18 protein-coding genes are annotated in these 20,313 nt (G+C 66.0%); 9 read left to right on the forward strand and 9 right to left on the reverse strand.

All coding sequences use genetic code 11. The annotated features are described in order from the left end of the window. Positions 1 to 416 precede the first annotated feature (416 nt). Complete coding sequence (locus A2790_RS24125) at positions 417 to 1,691, reverse strand: DNA phosphorothioation-associated DGQHR protein 1 (protein ID WP_293397697.1); 1,275 nt, start codon at positions 1,689 to 1,691, stop codon at positions 417 to 419. Between the two features lie 10 nt (positions 1,692 to 1,701). Next, the gene (locus A2790_RS24130; protein ID WP_293397699.1) at positions 1,702 to 2,241 is read right to left on the reverse strand and encodes a hypothetical protein; all 540 of its coding nucleotides are present in this window, start codon (positions 2,239 to 2,241) and stop codon (positions 1,702 to 1,704) included. Between the two features lie 269 nt (positions 2,242 to 2,510). Here A2790_RS24130 and A2790_RS24135 point away from each other — a divergent pair, with 269 nt between their 5' ends. Continuing rightward, positions 2,511 to 3,527, forward strand: coding sequence for a hypothetical protein (locus A2790_RS24135; protein WP_293397701.1), 1,017 nt, complete (start codon positions 2,511 to 2,513; stop codon positions 3,525 to 3,527). A gap of 161 nt (positions 3,528 to 3,688) precedes the next feature. Here the strand turns inward: A2790_RS24135 and A2790_RS24140 are convergent, their stop codons facing one another. Continuing rightward, the gene (locus A2790_RS24140; RefSeq protein ID WP_293397703.1) at positions 3,689 to 4,855 is read right to left on the reverse strand and encodes a helix-turn-helix transcriptional regulator; all 1,167 of its coding nucleotides are present in this window, start codon (positions 4,853 to 4,855) and stop codon (positions 3,689 to 3,691) included. A 172-nt stretch (positions 4,856 to 5,027) separates the two neighbouring features. Here A2790_RS24140 and A2790_RS24145 point away from each other — a divergent pair, with 172 nt between their 5' ends. Both A2790_RS24145 and A2790_RS24150 read left to right on the forward strand, forming a co-directional pair. Continuing rightward, complete coding sequence (locus A2790_RS24145) at positions 5,028 to 5,615, forward strand: hypothetical protein (RefSeq protein ID WP_111275416.1); 588 nt, start codon at positions 5,028 to 5,030, stop codon at positions 5,613 to 5,615. Positions 5,616 to 5,867: 252 nt separating this feature from the next. After that, positions 5,868 to 6,287 (forward strand): hypothetical protein, encoded by a 420-nt coding sequence (locus A2790_RS24150; RefSeq protein ID WP_111275417.1) that lies wholly within the window; start codon positions 5,868 to 5,870, stop codon positions 6,285 to 6,287. A 228-nt stretch (positions 6,288 to 6,515) separates the two neighbouring features. On the opposite strand, the gene A2790_RS24155 is transcribed toward A2790_RS24150, so the two are convergent. Next, positions 6,516 to 7,919 (reverse strand): efflux transporter outer membrane subunit, encoded by a 1,404-nt coding sequence (locus A2790_RS24155; RefSeq protein ID WP_293397708.1) that lies wholly within the window; start codon positions 7,917 to 7,919, stop codon positions 6,516 to 6,518. 60 nt (positions 7,920 to 7,979) lie between these two features. On the opposite strand from A2790_RS24155, the gene A2790_RS24160 reads away from it, so the two are divergent. Continuing rightward, entirely contained in the window at positions 7,980 to 8,528 is a 549-nt protein-coding gene (locus A2790_RS24160) for a hypothetical protein (RefSeq protein WP_293397710.1), read from the forward strand. A gap of 125 nt (positions 8,529 to 8,653) precedes the next feature. On the opposite strand, the gene A2790_RS24165 is transcribed toward A2790_RS24160, so the two are convergent. Next, on the reverse strand, positions 8,654 to 9,244 hold the full coding sequence (locus tag A2790_RS24165) for a hypothetical protein (protein WP_293397713.1): 591 nt from the start codon (positions 9,242 to 9,244) through the stop codon (positions 8,654 to 8,656). A 489-nt stretch (positions 9,245 to 9,733) separates the two neighbouring features. Further along, a complete protein-coding gene (locus tag A2790_RS24170; protein WP_293397716.1) occupies positions 9,734 to 9,955 on the reverse strand; it encodes a helix-turn-helix transcriptional regulator in 222 nt (73 codons plus the stop codon). A 57-nt stretch (positions 9,956 to 10,012) separates the two neighbouring features. Between A2790_RS24170 and A2790_RS24175 the strand changes: the two genes are divergently transcribed. The 5 genes from A2790_RS24175 to A2790_RS24195 all read left to right on the forward strand — a co-directional run bounded on the left by A2790_RS24175 (position 10,013) and on the right by A2790_RS24195 (position 17,563). Then, positions 10,013 to 10,495 (forward strand): RNA polymerase sigma factor, encoded by a 483-nt coding sequence (locus A2790_RS24175; protein WP_293397719.1) that lies wholly within the window; start codon positions 10,013 to 10,015, stop codon positions 10,493 to 10,495. A 13-nt stretch (positions 10,496 to 10,508) separates the two neighbouring features. Next, positions 10,509 to 11,483 (forward strand): FecR family protein, encoded by a 975-nt coding sequence (locus A2790_RS24180; protein ID WP_293397722.1) that lies wholly within the window; start codon positions 10,509 to 10,511, stop codon positions 11,481 to 11,483. 123 nt (positions 11,484 to 11,606) lie between these two features. Continuing rightward, the gene (locus A2790_RS24185) at positions 11,607 to 14,678 is read left to right on the forward strand and encodes a TonB-dependent receptor (protein WP_293397725.1); all 3,072 of its coding nucleotides are present in this window, start codon (positions 11,607 to 11,609) and stop codon (positions 14,676 to 14,678) included. Positions 14,679 to 14,687: 9 nt separating this feature from the next. Beyond that, positions 14,688 to 17,129, forward strand: a complete 2,442-nt coding sequence (locus tag A2790_RS24190; protein WP_293397728.1) for a prolyl oligopeptidase family serine peptidase — start codon at positions 14,688 to 14,690, stop codon at positions 17,127 to 17,129. 38 nt (positions 17,130 to 17,167) lie between these two features. Further along, positions 17,168 to 17,563: a hypothetical protein gene (locus A2790_RS24195; protein WP_293397731.1), complete on the forward strand. Its 396-nt coding sequence runs from the start codon at positions 17,168 to 17,170 to the stop codon at positions 17,561 to 17,563. 13 nt (positions 17,564 to 17,576) lie between these two features. On the opposite strand, the gene A2790_RS24200 is transcribed toward A2790_RS24195, so the two are convergent. Genes A2790_RS24200 through A2790_RS24210 form a run of 3 tightly spaced genes read right to left on the reverse strand, consistent with a single transcriptional unit; the run spans position 17,577 to position 20,243 of the window. Further along, a complete protein-coding gene (locus tag A2790_RS24200; RefSeq protein WP_293397734.1) occupies positions 17,577 to 19,406 on the reverse strand; it encodes an asparagine synthase-related protein in 1,830 nt (609 codons plus the stop codon). Position 19,407: 1 nt separating this feature from the next. Next, positions 19,408 to 20,067: a lasso peptide biosynthesis B2 protein gene (locus A2790_RS24205; RefSeq protein WP_293397737.1), complete on the reverse strand. Its 660-nt coding sequence runs from the start codon at positions 20,065 to 20,067 to the stop codon at positions 19,408 to 19,410. A gap of 53 nt (positions 20,068 to 20,120) precedes the next feature. Next, positions 20,121 to 20,243 (reverse strand): hypothetical protein, encoded by a 123-nt coding sequence (locus tag A2790_RS24210; protein WP_293397740.1) that lies wholly within the window; start codon positions 20,241 to 20,243, stop codon positions 20,121 to 20,123. Positions 20,244 to 20,313: the final 70 nt, after the last annotated feature.

Consider the following 20,313-nt stretch of genomic DNA (forward strand, 5'->3'; position numbering starts at 1 on the left):
GCTTCGGCTTCGGCTTCGGCTTCGGCTTCGGCTTCGCGGTTGCGTGGCTGCGGGCCGGCGACTGAGTCAACCGCGACCGTCAGCGCGGCGTCGGCGACGGTGGAGAGGCTCACGTCCTCAGAGGGCGCCGCCAAGGGGCCCTGAGGCACGTTCGAGTGCCCGCTGTCGACGGGCGGGTCAGGACGCGCGGTAGGCGCAAGCGAAGACCGGGCGGTCAACCGCGCCAGCAGAGACCGCAACCACATCACGCGCGGCGGATGCACTTAGGCACGCGAGAGCCACTCGCTCTATGATTGTACGCCATCTCGATACCCCCGCCGGAGAAGAGGCGGCGAACGGCCCGAAAGCAAGTTTTTTGATGCAGCATAACGCGTCAAGGCGCGTGGACGTCAGCGACGCGACCCGAACCGGCTGGACTAACGCTGCAGCCGCTCCTCAATGGCTCTGCGGATCAACGAGCGACCGGAGCCTGACGCGTTGCGGAATACATCCTGCGAAAAATCGATTGCGCCTGCAGGCTGAAGCTTACGCACGAAAGTCTCTACACGGATGTCCTTAGTCTCGTAGAGCTCAGCCGAGATCCGACGCAGCACATCAAAGAGCGCCTGCACACCAACCGTCTTGATGATGAACGAACCTTCTTGCGCCGGCGTCCAGAAGACTTGTTGGCACGCTTTCAAGAAGTTCAGAACCATCGTGTAGAGGATCAGATCCTGAGTCTGCAGGTAGGCTTCGCGGAGTGGCGACCGATCGCGATAGCGCGCGCGAAGCTCCGCTCTCGCCTTTGTGGGCGGCGTAAGCATTTCATTGGTGTCCCGCTTGGGATTCGATGAGATGAGCTTGAGAATCCCTTCCACGATTACGGCGGTGGACACTTTCCAAGAGGTCGCGGAATTCAGCGCCATCAAGCCGACGTCTCGCTTCGGAGCAACGACGATCCGTCCACGCAGCGGCGATTCTGCCTCGGTGTTAAGCTTGCGGGTCAGGAACACAGCGAGCTTGTCTGGTGTCCAGCGGCTCTCAGGCTCCTCATCGAGGTTGTAGCCGAACAGCTCGTAGGTAAGACTCTTGTCGACCTGCTTCTGCGTCGAGTTGATCGTCGCGAAGAGCGAGGCTTGGAAGGGTTTCGGTAGGTCCAGGAACACTGCACAGATCAGATCCATGTCGAGCCGCTCGGTCTTTGCGTCTGCGAACCCGTAAAGGCGGTGTTGACCGTCGATGATGGCGGCGAGCTTGTCGGCCGTGGGGATGCGCAAGTGATAGCAGCCGTCCGCGGCCTCGGTTACTGTCCAGGCGCGCAGATCTAGTTGCGGCGTAGGAGCCGACGCGCCCTGTCCCTGAGTCTGCGGCGAGGTCAGCGTGTTTTCGTCATCGTCGTCATCGGCCTCGTCGTCCTCCAGGTCGACGATCAGACCGGTTTCCGCGTCGAAGTTGGCCGCCAGGATGATCGAGTTCGGGAAGGCTGCGTCGAACCGATCGATATAGTCGGTGATCTGATCGAGGCGCTTCGGCTGCGAAAGCCGTTGGGTGCCGTCGACGGTGTAACCGACCCCATCCGGATTGAGGCGGGCGGTCATCGCATGGCTGTAAGCTACCTCAAGCAGAAGACGCGCCGGCAACACAGTGACGTAGTAGGTGCCCAGGGGCTGGTCGACGCGCAAGGCGCGGGCCTCATAGGGGAATGTGATCATCGTCTAACCCCTAAGACTTGAAACCGTCGAGCGTGCCCGCCGGCGTTTGCGCCACCGACCCACCGAGCGGCGTCTCGTCGTTCACCTCGTCCCGGAACGCAGGGTTTTTGGCGTTGGCGACCCACCAGATCCAGAGAGCCGCCAAGGACGCGGCGCCGGAGACGACAAACGAAACCCAGGTGGGAATCCGCTCCAAAAACGTCAGGGCGGTGGCCAGCAAGGCGAAGACAATCAGGTATGTGACCGCGAACGCGCGCATCCGCCGGTTCTCATCTTCCTCGAAGATCATCTGGATGGAGGTGGACCCGACCAGCGCCGGGAAGAATGTCACGAGAGAGGTCAGCATCGCTGACGGCCCGGCCGCGGGGTTGTTCCAGAGGCGCGCGCATTCGTACCAGAACCCCAAGCCGCCAAACACGACGACGCCGATAAAGAAGTAGAGACCGAAGGTGACATGACCTTCGACCACCGGCCCTATGGTTCGGTCTTTCAGCTCAAGCTTGAGCTTGCGCCAACCGCTCACCAGCGGCTTCCGCTCGGACTCGTTCACGCCGTCCCCCACGTTGACGAAGACAACCTATCAGGGCGAGGTCAGAAAACGCTAGCCAGCTTGGCTGTCGATTCGGCCGATCGGTACGCGCGCCTGATCCGCCGGGCATCGGTGCGATACGCTGGCCCCGGCCTGATTCCCCGATGTCGCAGACCCTAGTCTCACCAAGGTACCTCGCTCTGGACTCCTCGCACCTCGCGCAGTGGGTGCGGGACCGAACGTCCACGACGCCGACGGAACGTCGGGCCGCAAAGTCGTTCGAGCGATGGTTGGAGGACAACGGCTGGATTCCGCTTCTCTGCCTTCATCACCTGGCGGAGCTCGCGAACCACCAGACCATCGAGATCGCGCGCACGCGCCTGCACTTCATCGGTGACCTCAAGCTTATGGCCTGGGTCGGAACAGCCAATGCCGAGCAGGGCCTGGGGACAGTGGTCTCCCTCCTGACGGAGGAGGTTCGCGCAGCGCTCGCATTCCCCTCCGCCGACATCGTGGAAATCCGCGACCGAGCCCGCCCCAAGATCTTGCAGGTCGGCGCGGGCGTAGACGCCATCGGACCTGAGCCGGACCTTTGGCTGGAGATGCGGCCCGTCTTCGCCGCCCAAGCCGAAAAGGCTCGCGCTCTGGCGGCGTTCACACGCGGAAAACTGATCGACCTCTCGGCCATGAAGATGGGCGAGCTCCTCAATGGCGGCATCCGGCGCGGCCCCGAGCTTGCGCGCCGACTGGAGCTCATCGCTGGGAGCTACGCCATCGACATCGCTCTACGGGGCGATGACGCGATCGAAGACCCCGCCGGCGTGGCCGACGAGTTCATGCGCCAGGCCTTCAACATGGCCCACCCGTTGCCGGCGACGGCGCGGGACCTCGCGCTCCGCCTGCTGGCGCTCCAGGGGCTTACGGCAGCCGACATCGACCCTGATCGGACACTGGGCGAGACGCTGGATCTCGGCGTCTTCCGCACACAGCTGCGCATTGTGGCCGAGAACCTGAACTGCGCTCCCGATGCCCTAAGCTCGAGCGTTCGCATGGAACAGATTCCGTCGAGGACCATCACCAGAGCGCTTGAGCGTCATCCGCCCGCCGTGCGTCGGCACTACGGAAGCGAGATCACAGACGGACACCTCGCCTGTCTCTGCGCCTACGCCGACGCCACGCTCGTCGACAAGCGCACCCTGGAGAGCTTCCGACGCGCGCGGCCGCACGAGCCTGACCTTTCCCGACTGGCGAGGCGGTTCATGCGCGCGCCAACCTATCGAGACATTGCGTCGCTCCTGGCATTGTGAACGAGGAACGCTTCCAGCAGCAACGGCGGACGTCAACAGCGCGCCACAAGCGGTCCTCGGCTGTGCACCGGGAACGAGATATTCGTTGAGGATCGCGGCGCGTCAGCTTCGCGCGAGCATCGCAACGTCGGAACCCGGCAAGGCCGGACGCGCCCAAAGGCTCATTGATCTGAAACAGTCGAAACGCTGCGCGCCAGCAATGCCGTCGCTTCCGCTTGTCTATGGGTACTGGTCTTGGCGAGGATGCGTTTGAGATGGCTGCGCACGGTGGCAAGGCCGATGCCAATGGTTGCCGCGATTTCCTCCAGCGAGGCTCCCTGCCCGAGTGCGGCGGCAACGACGCCTTCGGTGCGGGTTAAACCAAAGAGTTCACGAAGCCGCGCGACGGAGATCGGTGCTTCGGGGTCGCGGATGAAGACCAGAACGGCAGGCCGCTGCGCTCCAAAGGTCGATACAGCTTCGCGCAAGGGGGCGACCTCAAGCGCCAGCGGCATGCGGTGCGGACGCGGAATGGAGAGCGTCACGCCGGGTTCGGCAATCCTGCCCCGGGCAGTATCCACCGCGCCGCGTACCAGAGACAGCAGCTTGTTGTGCTGCGCGGGCGTCCGTAGCGCCAGCCGTCCGCCAACAACGGCCATCTCCGCGTTCTCGCGCAACAGGCGCTCCGCCATGCTGCTCGCCTGAATGACGCGGCCCGTGCCGTCCACCATCAGAACGCCGGTGTCCAGTTTGTCGAGCGCCTGCAAGCTCGCGGCATGGGCTTGGGATACCGCTGCGAAGCGCTGCCCGAGACGCAGCGCCTGCTGCAAGTGCGGCAGAACCAGCGCCACCTGCTGCCGCTCCGCTACGCTATAGGGTCCGGCCTCACACGGACGATGGACGCCGAGCACCCCGATAGCGCCATCAGCTGCGGGGAACACCGCCCCGAGCATGTGATGAATATCCAGATGCCGGAGCCATTCCTGATAAAAGCCGCTGCGCGCCTGTTCCTCGCGCGTGACCAAGTCCTCGTCGGTTATTATTCGTTCCATGCCGTAGGCGACGCTGCGCTCCACCCATAGATCCTTGCGGTGCCAGTCGTCGGCCCATGCCTGCTCCCGCTCGGACACCATCAGGTTGTCGGTGCATTCCAGTAGGTTCACGCGGGCGCCCTCGCCGTGGAGTTTGAGAACGGTGCTGGTCGAGCCGAGGGTTTCCGCGATGCGGTTCGCGGTGCCGGGCCACAAGGCGTCATCTATGGCCGCATCGTAAAGATGGGCAATCAATCCCGATGTTCGTGAAAACTCATAGAATTCTTGTGGCGCCATGGCAGTGAAACGCCCCTTCATTCATCCGATAGCTAAACTTAACTTACACCAGCTGAAATTAGCCCTGCCTGAGCAGTACGGCGGGATGGCGCTCAGCCGTCCTACCCTGCCTGATTCCTCCCCTTTTTAGGGGACGAAAGCCAGCCAGTGGCGCCCTAACCATACCGAAAGGACTTTTGCGCGCGGAGATGTCATGAGCAAAACCCGCCCTCTCATCGTGCTGTTGCTGCTCGCGGCGGGGCTTGCCGCCTGCGGCCAGAAAGCTGCGACGGCGGAGAATACCGCCGCCACGGGGGCCGTGGTGGCCGTGGAGACCGGCAACACCGCTGAAATTACTGAGGTCAAAGCCAATACCGTCACCGCAATCCAAGCTGCCGCGACCGCCACGCCGGAAGCCGTTCCGGCCAAGGCGCAAGTGGCCACCGTCGCGGGGCTGCCGCTCAAGCACGGCTATTACGTCGATAGCGATACCCCGTGCGGCCAAGCCTCCAACGCCACCACGACGCTCCTGCGTCGTGAAGGCATTGGTGGCGCGCGCGACTTCTGCGAATTCAAGAAAATCGAGCAAACGGGACCGAACACTTACCGTGTCACCGAAGCCTGCGGGGATTTGCAGGGCAGCGCCCCGTCGGAAACCAGCACATCCATCTACACCCTCAAGGGGGATACGGCCTTCACCGCCAAGAGCGAGCACGGCTGGGACCGCAGCGCGCGCTACTGCGTCCAATCGAGCATGCCGCCTGATTGGCGCGCCAACGATATCAGCGACGTGACGGGCTGATCCTGGTCGCTGCCCGCGGATATCGCCACCTGCGGGCAGGTCTTGTCCTACGTTCACTGCACCTACGGCCCTGTCATCGTCGCCCGCGCTTCGCAGCTCGACGTGGGCGCGATTTGGGCGGCGGACACGCGCACCACCGCATGGGTCAACGGCATCAGGGCCGAAGCCAAACGCAAGGCGGACGCACAGGCGCAAGCGCCGAGACTCTAGGCCGCGAGGGCACAGCTATTTCCAGCCGCAAAGGGGATTGATATGGGACTGACAACACTGAGCGGCGCCGTCAGCGGTATTCGTCATTCGACGGAAACACGCGGCACGTTCGGCCGTAATGGCGGGTCCGTGAAGACCGGACAGGTCATCGCCTTTCGCGTGGGCGAACGCTCGGCGCAAATCAAGCTGGCCGATGTTCCGGATCTCCGCGACGGCGATGAGGTGACGCTGGCCGGACGCGAGAAGAACGGCGTGTTCAAGGCGCTAGCCTTGCGCAACGACAAGACACGCGCCGTCTACAGCATCCCGACAACGGTTGGCTATCTGATGGGCGCGACACTCATCGCGCTCGGCTTGATGACCCTATTTATCCTTGTCGGCGTCGTGTTCATCGCGGGCGGTATGTGGACGCTGTACGAGGCGTACAATTACACGCAGGCGGCGAATATGCTCAGGGCTTGAAGCACTTCCAGCCTCGCGCAGATGGACGGCAAGCGGTTGTGCTCCAGCACAAGCGAGGTTCGGGACCGAGCTGGCGCGGGATAGAGAGCCGTCCACGGCACGAGGCGCGGACGTTGGCGTCAGCCCGGAAGGCCAACCTCCGTAGGTCCGGGTGGAGGGGCCCGGATTCACCTTCCTCGCGGGCCTTCAAGCCCTGGCTTGACGGCCCCGTGCGGCGCAGCTCCGCTGTCAGCTCCGACCCCCGCCGCCCAACGCGCGGTAGAGCTCCACGCGGTTGGCGACCAGGGCCAGCTGCGCAGCCACCAGGCTTTGCCGGGCCGCATAGAGCGTGCGTTGAGCGTCGAGCAGTTCAAGATAGCTGTCCACGCCGCGGTCGTAGCGCGCCTGGGTCAGCCTCTGGGCTGCGCTCGCCGCCTCCACGAGCCGTGTCTGCGCCGCAACGCGGTCCTCTGCGGTCGCACGGACCGCCAATGCGTCTGCCACCTCTCGGAAAGCGATCTGCACTGCCTTCTCATACTGGGCGACGTAGGCGTCGCGCGAAGCCTGCGCGCCGCGCAGGTTCGCGACATTGGCGCCGCCCGCGAAGATCGGCAGGCCAATCTGCGGCGCGAAGCTCCATGTGCCGGAGCCGGCGCCGAAGAGGCCGCTCAGCGCCGGACTCAGCGTCCCCACGGCGGCCGTCAGGCTGATGTGCGGGAAGAAGGCGGCGCGCGCGGCCCCGATGTTGGCATTCTGGGCCTGCAGCCGGCGCTCGGCCGCGGCGACGTCCGGCCGCCGCGTCAGCACATCCGACGGCAGGCCGGCCGGCACATTGGCCAGCGCTCCGGCTTCGGCGAGGCGGTGCGGAGGCAGGAGATGGGACGGGATCTCGGCTCCGGCGAGGAGCCGCAGCGCGTTGCGGTCCTGGTCCACCCGCGCCTTGGCAACAGCGGCGTCGCTGCGCGCCTGCTCGGCCAACGTCTGCGCCTGCCGCAGGTCCAGCTCGGAAGCGGCGCCAGCCTGGAACCGCCTGTCGGTCAGCTGGAGGGCCGCGTCGCGGGTGGCCAGGGTATCGTCGGTGATGGCCAGCAACTCCTGGTCGGCGGCCAGGGTCAGCCAGGCGTTGGCCACCTCGCCGATCAGGCTGACCTGGACCGCGCGGCGGTCCTCCTCGGTGGCGAGGTAGGACTGGCGGGCCGCCTCGTTGAGACTGCGGATGCGGCCGAACAGGTCGAGCTCGTAGGCCGTGAAGCCGGCGGTCACGCGGTATTGCGCGCTCGTCTCCGCCTGCCCGGTCTGGGACAGGGATGCGGGTGTGCGCCCGCGCCCGCCCAGCGCGGTGGCTTCGATGGACGGCAGCAAATCGGCGCGCTGGACGCCATAGGCCGCCCGCGCCCGCTCAATGTCGGCCACCGCGACGCGGAGGTCGCGGTTCTGCTGCAGGGCGAGCGCGATCACGCCCTGCAGGCGTGCGTCCTGAAAGACGTCACGCCAGGCGACGTCCGCGCCGGAAGCGCCGGTCGCGTCTTGCGTTGACGTGGGCCAGTTCTGCGCGACCGGGAGTGCCGGCCGTTCGTAACGCGGCGCCATCGTCGCGCAGCCGCCCAGCGCGGTCGCGGCCATCAGGGCCGCGACGAGGGTCTTGAAAGCCATCAGGCAGCCTCTTGGGAGACTTGGCCGGCGCCCTGCGGGTCTGCGCCCGAGACCTCACTCATGCCCACGCCTGACGCACCAGGAATCTATGACAGGCTGCACGAGGAAGACGAATTCGAATGGGCTGAACCGGGAGCTCGCACGGACTACGAGCTGGCGCTTGGCCAAGTAATCCTCGCCTACAATGCACTCGACTATCGTCTGAGCTATCTCCTCGCCTGCATCGACATCGAACTTAAGACACGTACTCCAGAAAGCATGAGCGGGCCTTTCGGCACCCGCCTCGACGCAATTGACCTCGTGCGCGCTACAGCACCCAAGCTCGCACACCTATACCAACTGGACCTTGAGCATTTGCGGGAGTTGCACCACCACCGTAACATGGTCACACATGGCCATTACGACGGGCATCCCTTCGACGGCAGCCACAAGCTGTATCGGTGGAAGAAGGAAGGGCCTCGGTCGATCGAGGGCTATTCGACGGCCCGGCTAGTCGACATTCGTGACCAGCTCCGAGTTGTCTTGCGCACCATGGATAGCATCCTGCTCTGGTTCGAGTTTGATGACCTTGACGCCGAAGATGCTGGGTCTGCGCAAAGCGGACTTTGACGCGCTAGATGCGAAGTCGAGGCATTGTCGAAAGGCGAGCTCTGCAGCCTGATCAGGCTAGGCGAAGCCGACGCAGACTGGGCCAGTGCAATGGGCCGTCTCAGATCTCGCCAGGGTAGCATGATTCAACGCTCATCCGGGATTGGACCAATAAGGCGACCTCCATAGACGATTAGTTCGTAGGGAAGACCCGCCGAAAGCTCTTTGACGGTCTCAAGACGCTCGCTGGTGGCGATGATCACCTGGGCTCCCGCTTTACCAATCCGGGCGGCCTCCTTGAGCAGTCCGCCGATGCTGATCTCGGCGGCTTCTTGTTGCCTATGGGCGAGGCCCATGCTCCGCACTTCCTCAGCTTTGATGGCCGCGTGACTATTAACCTCTTGGCTGTCGTGCTTCGGGACAGCGAGAATCCACCGGGAGACAGGCTTGGACTTGAAGAGCTTAGCGGCGAGCCCGTCAGCCTTGCAAAGCTTGCCTATGTCGGTTGTGATCTTGGTCTTTTGCTTGAGCGCGCGCGTCGCGATGTCGACGGGTTCCTGCACGGCATAGCATTGGTACACTACCGTTTCGGACGTACAGTAGTAGTCCAGGCCGCCATCTCCGAAGTGCTTGGCGGGGACCTTCTGGACATTTGTCGCCCCGTGGCGATCTTGCAGCAGGCGGCCAACGTGGTTTTCCCAATCGTCGCCGTCCCAAGTCTCGATCGTGGTTGTCATAGAGGACGCGTTCGCGACCGCAGAAGAGGAGCCGAGGCTTGAGATTGCCTGCGGCGCCAGCTCCCCGCCGGCTTGTTGCTTCGGATACTGTTCAAATCGCCTGCCCCCCGACAGTGCCACGCTAGGTGTGCCTGTGGGCCACGACAAACGCAACCTCAGGAGGCGCGGTAGGCGCGCTATCACTCTACGCGGATCGGAGTCTGCTGGGGGGACTGGACCACCCGGAGATGAATTGTGCGATGAGCAACAAGCGCGACGGAGAGGGGGTTCAATGGCGATCGAGTTCATGACGCCTGTTCCGCTGCGCCGCAGAACTCAATTTATGGTTCCTTCTTTGTTCTCACAAGCTGCAACTGCGAGGGGCGTCAACGAGCGGACCTTCCCAAGGTCAGTGAAGAGTCAGAAGCCGTTCTTAAAGGCTACGACGCACCTTTGCGAGTGCGAGAGACCGGACCACGACCATTTCGCCTCAGATCCCGCGCCGCTCTTTTAATCCTCCAAAAGCTCCGCCGGTCGGACCTCCAGCGCCTGCGACACTTGCCACAGCGTCAGAAGCGTCACGTTTTGTTGCCCGCGCTCCATCAGACTGACGTGCGCGCGATCCACACCAACACGAACGGCTAGTGCAGCCTGGCTGATGCCCAGCCGGCGACGAGCCTTGCGCATATTCCGGCCGAACAACTCACGGATGTCCATCAGCAGGATGGACACCGCATGTGTATTTTAGTGCGACGTATTATAATACGCGGAAGGGAGACTCATCGTCCGATGAAGCCGCGCGCGAAAAATGAGCTCGAAGCCAACGTCGCCCCTCCGGAGAGCCACTATCGTCAGCATCGTGGTTGGCTGCTCTCGTACCTAAATCGCCGCTTCGGTCCACTCGTCGGAGAGGACCTCGTCCAGGAAGCCTTCACCCGTACGCTCAAAGCCGGCAGCGATGTCCGCAATCCCCGCGCCTTCCTGATCAAGGTCGCCATCCGAGCCGCCCGCGAAGCCGCCCGCCGCCACCCTCAACCGATCGACGTGGAGACGCTCTTTCCCGCGTACGCACCTCCGAACGGCGACGAGGCTGCGGCCCTGGAACAGGTAATTCTACGGCTACCCAAGCCGCTCCGAGAGGTGTTCCTCTTGAGCCGGTTTGGGGGCCTGTCTAATGTCGAGATCGCCCACCGCTGTAACCTCTCCGTCAAGCGCGTCGAGGCGCGGATCACCAAAGCGCGGCAGATGTGCGCGGCCCTGATGCGGGACTAAGGCTGGACGCGACATGAGCGAGGCAGAAGAGTCTTCGCGCGCAGAAGAAGCGTCCCGCTGGTTCACCGTCGTCACCAACCCGGCGATCTCGCTCGAGGATCTGCACCGCTTCCGAACGTGGCGGGCAAATCCAGCGAACGCGGCAGCTTTCGAACGCGTGGAGCGCATGTGGGGACGGGCCGAAGCCCTCTCAGCGCGACCGGCGATCGAGGCGGCGACAGCCGACGTCCTGGCCAAGTATCCACCGAAGCCGCTGCCCAAGACCGAGTTTAAGCTGCGTCCGCTGCTCGCCGGCGGCGCCGCCGCCATCGTGCTGGGACTCGCCGCGGCGCTGGTCAGCCAACAGCCGTGGGTTCCCACCTACTCGACACCCGTGGGCGGCCAACGCCTGGAGCAGCTGGCAGACGGCTCTCGCGTGCGCCTGAATACCGACACCAAGCTCCAGGTCCGCTTCACCAAGGGCGAGCGACAGGTCCGCCTTCTCAAGGGTGAGGCCTTCTTCGAAGTCGCTCACGACGGGTCGCGACCCTTCATCGTTGAAGCCGACGGCGCCCGCGTTCGTGCCGTCGGCACGAAGTTCGACGTCCACCGCAACGAAAGCCAAGTGGAGGTCACCCTCATTCAGGGCCGTGTCGAAGTCCGTCGCGACGGCGACACAGCAGCGACGACCTTAGCGCCCGGCCAAGGTCTCACTGTCACGGCGCAAGGCGTCACGAAGCCCCAAGCGCGCAACATCGCCGACACCACCGACTGGACCACGGGGCAGCTGAACTTCAGCGGCGTCCCGCTCGAAGCCGCCGTGGCCGAGGTCAATCGCTACACCACCCGCAAGATCGTCCTGACCGCACCCGCAACGATCCGGCAGGAACGGGTCAGCGGCCGGTTCGACACTGGCGACACCGATGACTTCGTCGCCGCTATGGGCGCCGTCTACGGACTGAAGGTGACCTCGACCACCGAGAGAGAGATCCGCCTCTCGCCGGGATGAAATTCTTTCGAAGGCCGCGAGGGTTGCGGCCATCAGCTTCCCTCTAACCCAGCAGACGACCCTTCAAACCGTGATCGCGCGACACTCCGGCCGCGCCGGGAACCGGGTTCGTCTGGGGGAGACATGAGCCAAGTGGAGTTCCGGTCGCGTCGGTCGTTGATGGTGTTGGGGGCCGCAGCCGCGGCGCTGATCGCGGGGGCCGCCCAAGCGCAGGCCGTTCATAAGGTCGCTGTCGGTGGAGGGGGTCTGGACGCGGCGCTCCTGAGCCTTGCGGCGCAGACAGACCAGAAGATCTTCTTCCAGAACGGCCTCGTCGCGGAGATCAAAGCGCCGCGGGTTGCGGGCGAGCTGACGGTGGACCAGGCGCTGGCGCGTCTCCTGGCGGGGACAGGGCTGCGAGCCCGCCGCGTCACCTCAGGTCTCATCATCGTCGAACGAACCACGTCCGCTGCGCCCGAGAAGGCGATGGCGGTCGGCCCCTCTGAAGGCGTCGGCCGGACTTCGGAACGGGAACTAATCACGGCAGGCGCTGCGCCGGCGTCTCACGAAACCGCGCCGCCCGCTTCGGCGCCTGCGCTGCTCGAGGAAGTCACAGTCACCGGGTCCAACATCCGCGGCGCGCCCTCCCCGTCTCCACTCGTGACCGTCACGCGCGCCGACCTCGAGCGGTCAGGCCGCACGACGGTCGTGAGCGCGCTCCGCCTGCTGCCACAAGTGTTCTCCGGCGGCGCCGGCGAGGGCGCTTCGATCAACGGCGCGGATCCATTGCAGCGCAACGGTACGGCCGCCACCGCGCTGAACCTCCGCGGGCTCGGCGCGAACGCCACGCTCGTGCTCATCAACGGCCGGCGCATGGCGGGGTCAGGCACCTTCGGCGACTTCGCCGACGTCTCGGCCATTCCGACGGCGGCCGTGGATCGCGTCGAGGTCCTGCTCGACGGCGCCTCGGCCGTCTACGGCGCCGATGCGGTCGGCGGCGTGGTCAATATCATCCTGCGCCGCGACTACGACGGCGCGGAGACCCGGCTTCTCGCCGGCGCCGCCACAAAGGGCGAGCCGCTGGAGGGGCAGGTCTCCCACACCTTCGGCCATCGCTGGTCGGAGGGCGGCATGCTCATGTCCTTCGAGCTGCAGCGGCGCGACGCCCTGCCCAGCGAGGCCCGCGACTTCACCGCAAGCGCGGACCTACGCGCGCTGGGCGGAACCGATCTTCGCCAGGTGAACGCCGCGCCCGGCAATATCCTGCGCACCGACCCCGCCACCGGCGCGACGGTTCCGGGCTGGGCGATCCCATCGGGCCAGAACGGCGTAGGCCTGCGCCCGAACGATCTCTTGGCGGGCGCCGTGAACCTGCGAAACGGCCGCGCCGGCATCTACACCCTGCCCAAGCAGACCCTGCAGTCGGTCTACCTCGCGGCCGACCAGGCGCTGAGCGACCGCTTTAAGGTCTCCGGCGACGTGCGGTTCAGCTCCCGACGCTTCAAGAACCAGCTGGCCGCGCCGACCAGCAACCTCGTGGTCAATCGCTCGAACCCGTTCTTCGTCTCGCCCAACGGGTCGGCCTCGCACACGATCTCGTATGCGTTCGACAACGACCTGCCGCCGCAGTCCCAGTCGGGCACGACCGAGAACCTTGGCGTCACCTTCGGTGGCGACTACCGGCTGAAGGGCGATTGGCGGGCCGAGGCCTACGCCACCTACGCCCAGGAGATCGGCGAAGCTCGCAACGGCCGCCTCCTGAACTCCCTGGCCCTAAACGAAGCGCTGGGCACGATCGCCGACCGGCCCGACACCCCGTTCAGCGCGGCGCGGGACGGCTACTTCAATCCCTTTGTCGGCATAGCCGGCGCCAACAACCCGACCGTCCTTGCATTCATCGGCTCCGGCTTCACCAACATCCGCTACACCGGCAAGGTCGCATCCGCGAGCCTGCAGCTGGACGGGACCGTCTGGCAGCTGCCCGGCGGTCCGCTCAAGCTCGCCGCAGGCGCTCAAGCCCGGCGCGAGACCCTGCAGCGGTCGGGGTCGAGCTTCCAATCGACGGTCGCGCCGGTCCCGTCCTCCAGCTTCGACGCGTCCCGAGATGTCGCGGCGGCCTTCGCTGAACTGCGGGCGCCGTTGTTCGGCGCCGATAATCGGCGCGCTGGGCTGGAGCGGCTCGAGCTCTCGCTGGCCGCCCGTGTGGAGCACTATGAGGCGGTCGGGACGACCACCAATCCCAAAGCAGGGGTCCTGTGGTCTCCTGCCGAGGGCGTCCTGGTCCGCGCAACCTACGGCCGATCCTTCCGGGCTCCGTCCCTGCGCGAAGTGCGCGACCCGGAAAGCTCCAATCCGTCGCTCTTCCCGCTCGGGGCGGTCCGGGTCCGGACCCTGCTGCTGAACGGCGGCAATCCCGACCTGAAGCCCGAGACGGCGCACTCCTGGACGTTCGGGGTGGATCTCCGCCCGAGCCGCCTCCCGGGCCTTAGTCTCTCCGCCACGGGCTTCGACATCCGGTTCCGCAATCGGATCGACCAACCCGTCATCCGGAACATCGTAGGGGCGCTCAGCGACCCCAATCTGTCGGCCTTCGTCACCCGCATCTCGCCAACGAACCCGGCCGACGTGGCCAAGGTCGCCGCGCTACTGGCCAAGCCCACCCACAACAGCAGCAATGGCGTGTTCGCGCCCGAGGACTACGGCGGGATCATCGACAACCGTTACGTCAACACCTCGACGCTCCAGGTGCGCGGCATCGACTTCGCCGGAAGCTACAGGTTCGACCTCGGCGACGACCAGGTCGTTCTCGGCGCCACGGCCACCTACACCCTCGATTTCGAGGAACAGGTGACGCCGACCGCGAAGGTCGTGGACCGGGCCGGCATCGCGAACTACCCGGTCAAGTTCCGCGGCCGAGCGACGGCCGACTGGACGCGCGATCGCCTGACCCTTAGCGGAGCCGTGAATTACATCGACCGATATCGCTCGCCCTTGGGCGATCGCATCGACAGCCAGCTCACGGTCGACTTGCAGGCGCGCTTGGAGGGTCCGGACCACGGCCCCTGGCGGGGCGTCGCCCTGACGCTGAACGCCCGCAACGTCTTCGACACAGACCCGCCCTTCTACAACAACGTGGGCCCTAACATCGGCTACGACGCCGCCGTCGCAGATCCAATCGGCCGGTACGTCTCCATCCAGCTCACCAAGACCTGGTGAGGCGCAGCCATGCTCCGCACCTGGCTCGCCGCGACCCTCGCGGCGGCGGCCCTGGGCGCTGCCGCGCCCGCGGCCGCGCGCGCCTTCACCGTAGACGACCTGCTGCGCCAGGAGACTCTGGGCGCCCGTCTGATCGACCCCAAAGGTCGTTGGTTCGTGTTCGAACGACGCGACCCGTACGAGACGGCCGAGCGCTTCGACCACGACGGCGCCATGAGCGCCGCCCTGAGCCGGCTCTATATCGTGGATTTGCGCCGCCCCGCTGAGGCCAAGCCACTGCTCTCGGAGAGCGAAGGACGGGGTGTCTCAATCGTCGCCTTCTCGCCCTCCGGCGCGCAACTGGCCGTCAGCCGCCTACGCGGTCACAGCTGGGCGCTCGGAGTCGTGACCTTGGCCACAGGGGCGGTGCGCTGGCTGCCGATCACGCCAGAGGACCCGCCCTTCGGGCGGACCCTGCAGTGGCTCAGCGACCGCGAGCTGCTGGTGATCGAACGTCCTGACGGCCTACCCCCCTGGTACCTGCGAAATGGATGGGCCTCGGCGACGGAGCTCCCGAAGCTCTGGGCGGCTAGCGCCCGAGGCGAGCGAGGCGCGACGGCGGTCGGCAGCGGCGCCTATCGCGATTTGCGGGACCAACGGACCCCCAACCGTCTCGTTCGGGTTGACACTGCCACAGGGGAAGCTCACACGGTTGCAGCGGGCGCCTTCCAGGACCTTGAGGTCTCGCCTGACCGCGGAACGGTCGCGTTGCTGGCGGCTGGGCCGGACCGTCAGCCAGAAGGCGACCAGCCGGCGCAAGGCGAAGCCGGGACCTCCACCCAGCTGTCCCGGCTCGTCATCGTCGATCTTCGAACCGGCGACAGCCGCGTCGCCTGTCCGAAGGACGACATGCTGCCCACTCTGCTCGCGTGGTCGCCCGACAGCCGCGCCCTTCTCGTCTTCGCGCGCCCGGCCGGCGCGCTTTGGCCCCAAGGGCGCTTTGTCCGCGTCGTGCGATCCACGGACCGTTGCGACACCGTTGGGGCTGCCGTCGAACCCTGGCTGCGCTTCCGGCCCGACCTTGTCCGCGGCGGATGGCTGGGCCGCGACCCCCTTGTTCTCGCGCGACGTCCGGGAGCAGGAACCTTCGACTGGTTTCTGCTCGGCCCGGACGGCCCGAAGAACCTCACGGGGGCTTTGCCGACCGGCCCACGTGATCTGGTTTCGGTCGGCCGGACAGACCTCCTCGTGCGCGTCTCCGGAAGGGTGTGGCGCGTGACGCCAAAGGGCTCAGCGTGTGAGGCCGCAGCAGTGTCGCCAATCGCGCCGGCAATGAACGGCTACGCCCCTCGCCTGGACAATGCTCTGCCGAGACTTCGTTGGCTGGAACGCGAGGCGGATGGCGGCTTACTGCAAGTTCAAGACGCGACGATGAGCCCGACGCCGGTTGCGCTCAGGCGCGAGGACCATGACCTTCTCGCGATGAGCCCGGACGCGAGTAAGGTCGTGGTCCGCGACACCGATCCCCGCGGAGAAGAGACCCTGCGCCTCTTCGTCCCGAGGTTCGGCAGTCAACCGGTCGCGCGCCTCAACCAAGCCTTGGCGGAGACCGACCCTCCGCTCCTGCGACCGGTCCGGCATTTAGGTCCGGATGGGGAGATGCTCACGAGCTGGCTCTACTTGCCCCCGTCCCGAGGCTCGCACCCGCCGCCACTCGTCGTCCGCCCCTACTCAGGGGCCAACTACCCGCGGCCGCCTCGGGAGCTCTACGGCGAGAGCGTCTTCATGACGGACGTGCGCATGCTGGTTGGCCACGGCTACGCCGTCCTCGTGCCAAGTCTGCCGATCCCGGCTTCGGCGACCGATCCCATGGCCGGTCTTGCGGCGCGGATCCTCGCGGTCGTCGAGGCCGCGCAGTCCGACCCGGAACTGGCGAACGCGTTTGACCCTGACCGTCTCGCGCTATGGGGCCACAGCTACGGGGGCTACACCGTCATGGCGACGATCACCCAGACGTCCCGATTCCGAGCGGCGGTGGCGATCGCGGGCTACAGCGATCTCATCTCGAAATGGGCGACGCTGCCCGGCGTCCATCGCGTCGCCACCGAGGATGGGCTGCGCGCGAACTGGAGCACAGGGTCGGTCGAGCAAGGTCAGGCCGGAATGAAGGTCCCACCGTGGCGCGATCCTCAACGCTACTTCCGCAACAGCCCGCTGCTTTTCGCTGACCAGGTCCACACACCCTTGCTGCTCGCGCATGGGGACCAAGACATTATCCCGCTCCCTCAGTCGGAGGCGATGTTCACGGCCCTTTATCGGCAGAACAAGGACGCGATCCTGCTGACCTACTTTGGCGAAGGACACGGACTCAGAAGCCCAGGCAATGTGCGGGACTTCTACGCCCGCGCTTTCGCCTTCTTGGACGCTCGGCTCATCACGTCCGATCCCTTGGTCCTGGAAGCTGCGCCTTAAGCATTGCGACCTGCAGCAGCCCGTCTAGGCTCGCGGGCATGGCGAAAACGTTTCTGCAGTCCGGCAACGGCCACCAGCTGGCGAACCGGCGAAAGGCCATGGCCTTCGCCTTGGTGAACCTTGAGGGCGCCTCGGCGGTGGATGACGCCACCTTGGACTTCCCGCCCTACGGCCGATGCCGCTTCGCCGCATACACGGATGAGGAGGGCGCGATGATCAGCACCCCGGGGCGGGACGACAATGCGTTCGGGTCGCAGGCCTGGCACCACCTGGACAAGATCATGATGTTCCGCGACTTCGGCGACGGTCGATGCGCCATCTACATCTGCCCGATAAAGCCGCTCTTCTCGATGCGGACGATCGGTCATCACGGCGTGCGCTGGCCCGACATCCAGAAGCTGTCGGACACCATCAAGGTTTATCGACCCGCATAATCCGGCATATCCCTTAGGCGTCCCAACGTTGAGCGTGGAGCGCGTCTGGCACCCTCGTCTGCCAATAGCGCACCCACGCCTCGGTTACGGCCGCCCACAAGACCTCTCGGGTGTAGGCGGTCCAAATCAGGGCGCTCGGATGCAGCGCCTTTTCCACCTGAACGCGGTCGAGGACGCCGGCCGCGCACAGATTTCCTTCGAGCAACAGCGGCCGCAGCGCCGGAAGGCTGACGGCGATCAGCTGTGACCAGTAGGCGGTGAGATCACCCTTGAGACGCCGCGCCAGGATCTCAGCCGGCACGCGATGCGCGAACGCCTGCCGCTCGAACGGGCGGTCATAGGCCGCGCCAGCAAGAAGTGGCGTCGGCAGACCAAGACAGAACTCTGCGACCGGCTGAGCCATTAGCGGGAACAGCACGTCGCCGGCTTGCCGGCGGCGGCTCTCGCCGTTGTAGGCCTGACAGTTGGCGACGACGCGGATGTGCAGCCGCTTTCCCGGCGGGACATCTCGGGCGATGGCGTCAGCGACCCAGGCGTGGACGGCGTCGCGATGGGCCCAAGCCACCTCCCGACTGATGAAGCCCGAGGCCGGCACAGCCGCCTGCGGCGCCCGGCGGTCGTTGCGGATCTCGCGATAGAGATCCCATACCGAGCGGCGTGTGCGCCGCGCGATCGCGCCAGCCAGCGGGGAAAACAGGGCTCGCCGGCCGCGCGCACGAATCGCGTCGGCCAGCACCAGGGCGCTGGGCATCTGAAAGAACATCGCGTCGCCGCCGTGACCTGATACGAGCGCGCTGGCGCCAAGGGCTTCGAAGCGTGCGGCGTCATCCCGATCTGCCGACGCGTCCACCCCGTCCATCCCAGGCCAAGTCCCGCGCGCGACTTCGGCGAAGTCCGCCTCGGTCAGCGGCATCATGGGCTTGGAAATTTCCGTGAGCGGCACGTCCAACGCGTCCGTGACAGCGCGCGCGAAGCCGCGCTCGTCGCCCTCGGGCCGCGCGCCATGGCGGTTGACCCAGGAGACGACCTTTCCGGTTTGACCCGTCGCCGCCAAGGCGCCGGCGACCACGGCCGAGTCCAGCCCCCCAGAAACCTCGACGACCAACCGCGTGTGGCGGTCCGCCAGCGCCGCGGTGCTGGCATCGACACGCGAGACCACCTCATGTTGGGCTTCAGCGGGATCGGCGCCAAGATCCTTGATGAAGTCTGCGGGCTGCCAAACGGCGTGCCGGTCCCAGCCGCCTTGGTCTCGCCGAACCCACTGCTCGCCGGGCCCCACCGCCTCCATGTCGGCGAACAAGGGCTGCGTCGTCGAAGCCGAGGGCGCGGCGACGTAGCGCTCGATCCGCCGCCAATCGAGAGCCTGCCGCCTTGGTTTCAACCATCCGGGAACGCGAGCCAGATCCGAGGCGATCACGACCACTTCGTCGGCAAGGTCCCAAACCAGCGCCGGCCACTGACCGCTTGGGTCTCGGAATACCGAGAGCGGCCGGTGCGGCGCGGGCGCGGTGATCGCCACATAGCGCCCCCAATGGGCGGCGCTCAATCCGCGCGCCAGGGCTCTGGGGTCGTCTGACCCCGAACCCTGCCAATTGAAGGGCGAACAGCCACGACCTGCGTCAGGCATGGGGTAGAGGTCGCCGAGCACCACGCCGGCCCCACCCGGCAAGGTGCGGTTCGGCAGAACCTCTCTCCGCCCGGCCCAGACCACTAAGCTTTCAAAGTCCGCGAGGCGCGACCACGCCGCCTCCTCGTCCAATCGACGTCGGAGAGCCGTCGCGGCGAGCACGCTGTCACGAGCTTCCGCGCGCCACGAGATGGCGAGGTAGCCAAGCCGCGCCATCTCACAACACCAGGATCGGGCGGAAGAGCGCGACACGGTCACAGGTGTCGTCGAGCACGACGTCGTCATGCTGGAGCCAGCAGTGCGCTCCGAACGGCCAGGTGGTCACCCCGAACACCCATGCGGGGTCATGACCGTGGCGACGCAGGTGTCGCAACAGCACGAACGAGCGCAGCAGGCATTTACCGGAGAACGGCGCGTAAGGAGCCCACCGGTGAAAGCGCTGAACCACCGCCTCCAAAGGCTCAGACGGTTCGGTACCTAACGGCGTCGCGGCGCGCGCCAGGATCTCGGCAAAGCTTCGGCCACGATACGAGAACAGGAGGTCGACGCCGCAGCGCGTCATGTCGATGAGATCGCCCGGCTCGGGCGGTCCGAGATCATCGGGTAGTGCGGACCGGCTCGGCGCACAGCTCGGGCCCCGCGCCGGCCCTGGGCTTGGAGCGCCGTCGTGCACGAGGCCCGCGGATCGCAATTCAGCGCCAAGCCCTGGGTCGCAGACGATGATCTGACGGCGGTCGGGCGAAAGGCTCGCGCCCTCGCCGACGTCCGGCAGGCAGACGTACCGGTCACGTGACACATCGAGGAAGACAAGATCACCATCGTGACCAAGACCGAAGACGGCGGCGGACAGGCTCAGAGTTTCGGGCTGAAGCGGCATAGACGTCGCTCGTGTCCGGCGTCGGCGGAGCGCCGACGCCGGACCGACGAGCCTTACTCGGGCTTGCCGAAGCGCGGATCGTCCTCGTCATTGCCGAGGTCGGTCGCGTTGGTGCAGGCCTTCGCGCTGCCGAAGCAGATGAGCCGCGAGGTCGGGGTCAGCAGGTGAATGGACATTTCGGTCCTCCGTTTGACGTACGCCGCCTAAGTGGCGACGGGATCAGGAGGCGCCCCGCACGGGCTATAT

The organism is Phenylobacterium sp. RIFCSPHIGHO2_01_FULL_69_31 (assembly GCF_001824475.1).
GTDB lineage: Bacteria > Pseudomonadota > Alphaproteobacteria > Caulobacterales > Caulobacteraceae > Phenylobacterium.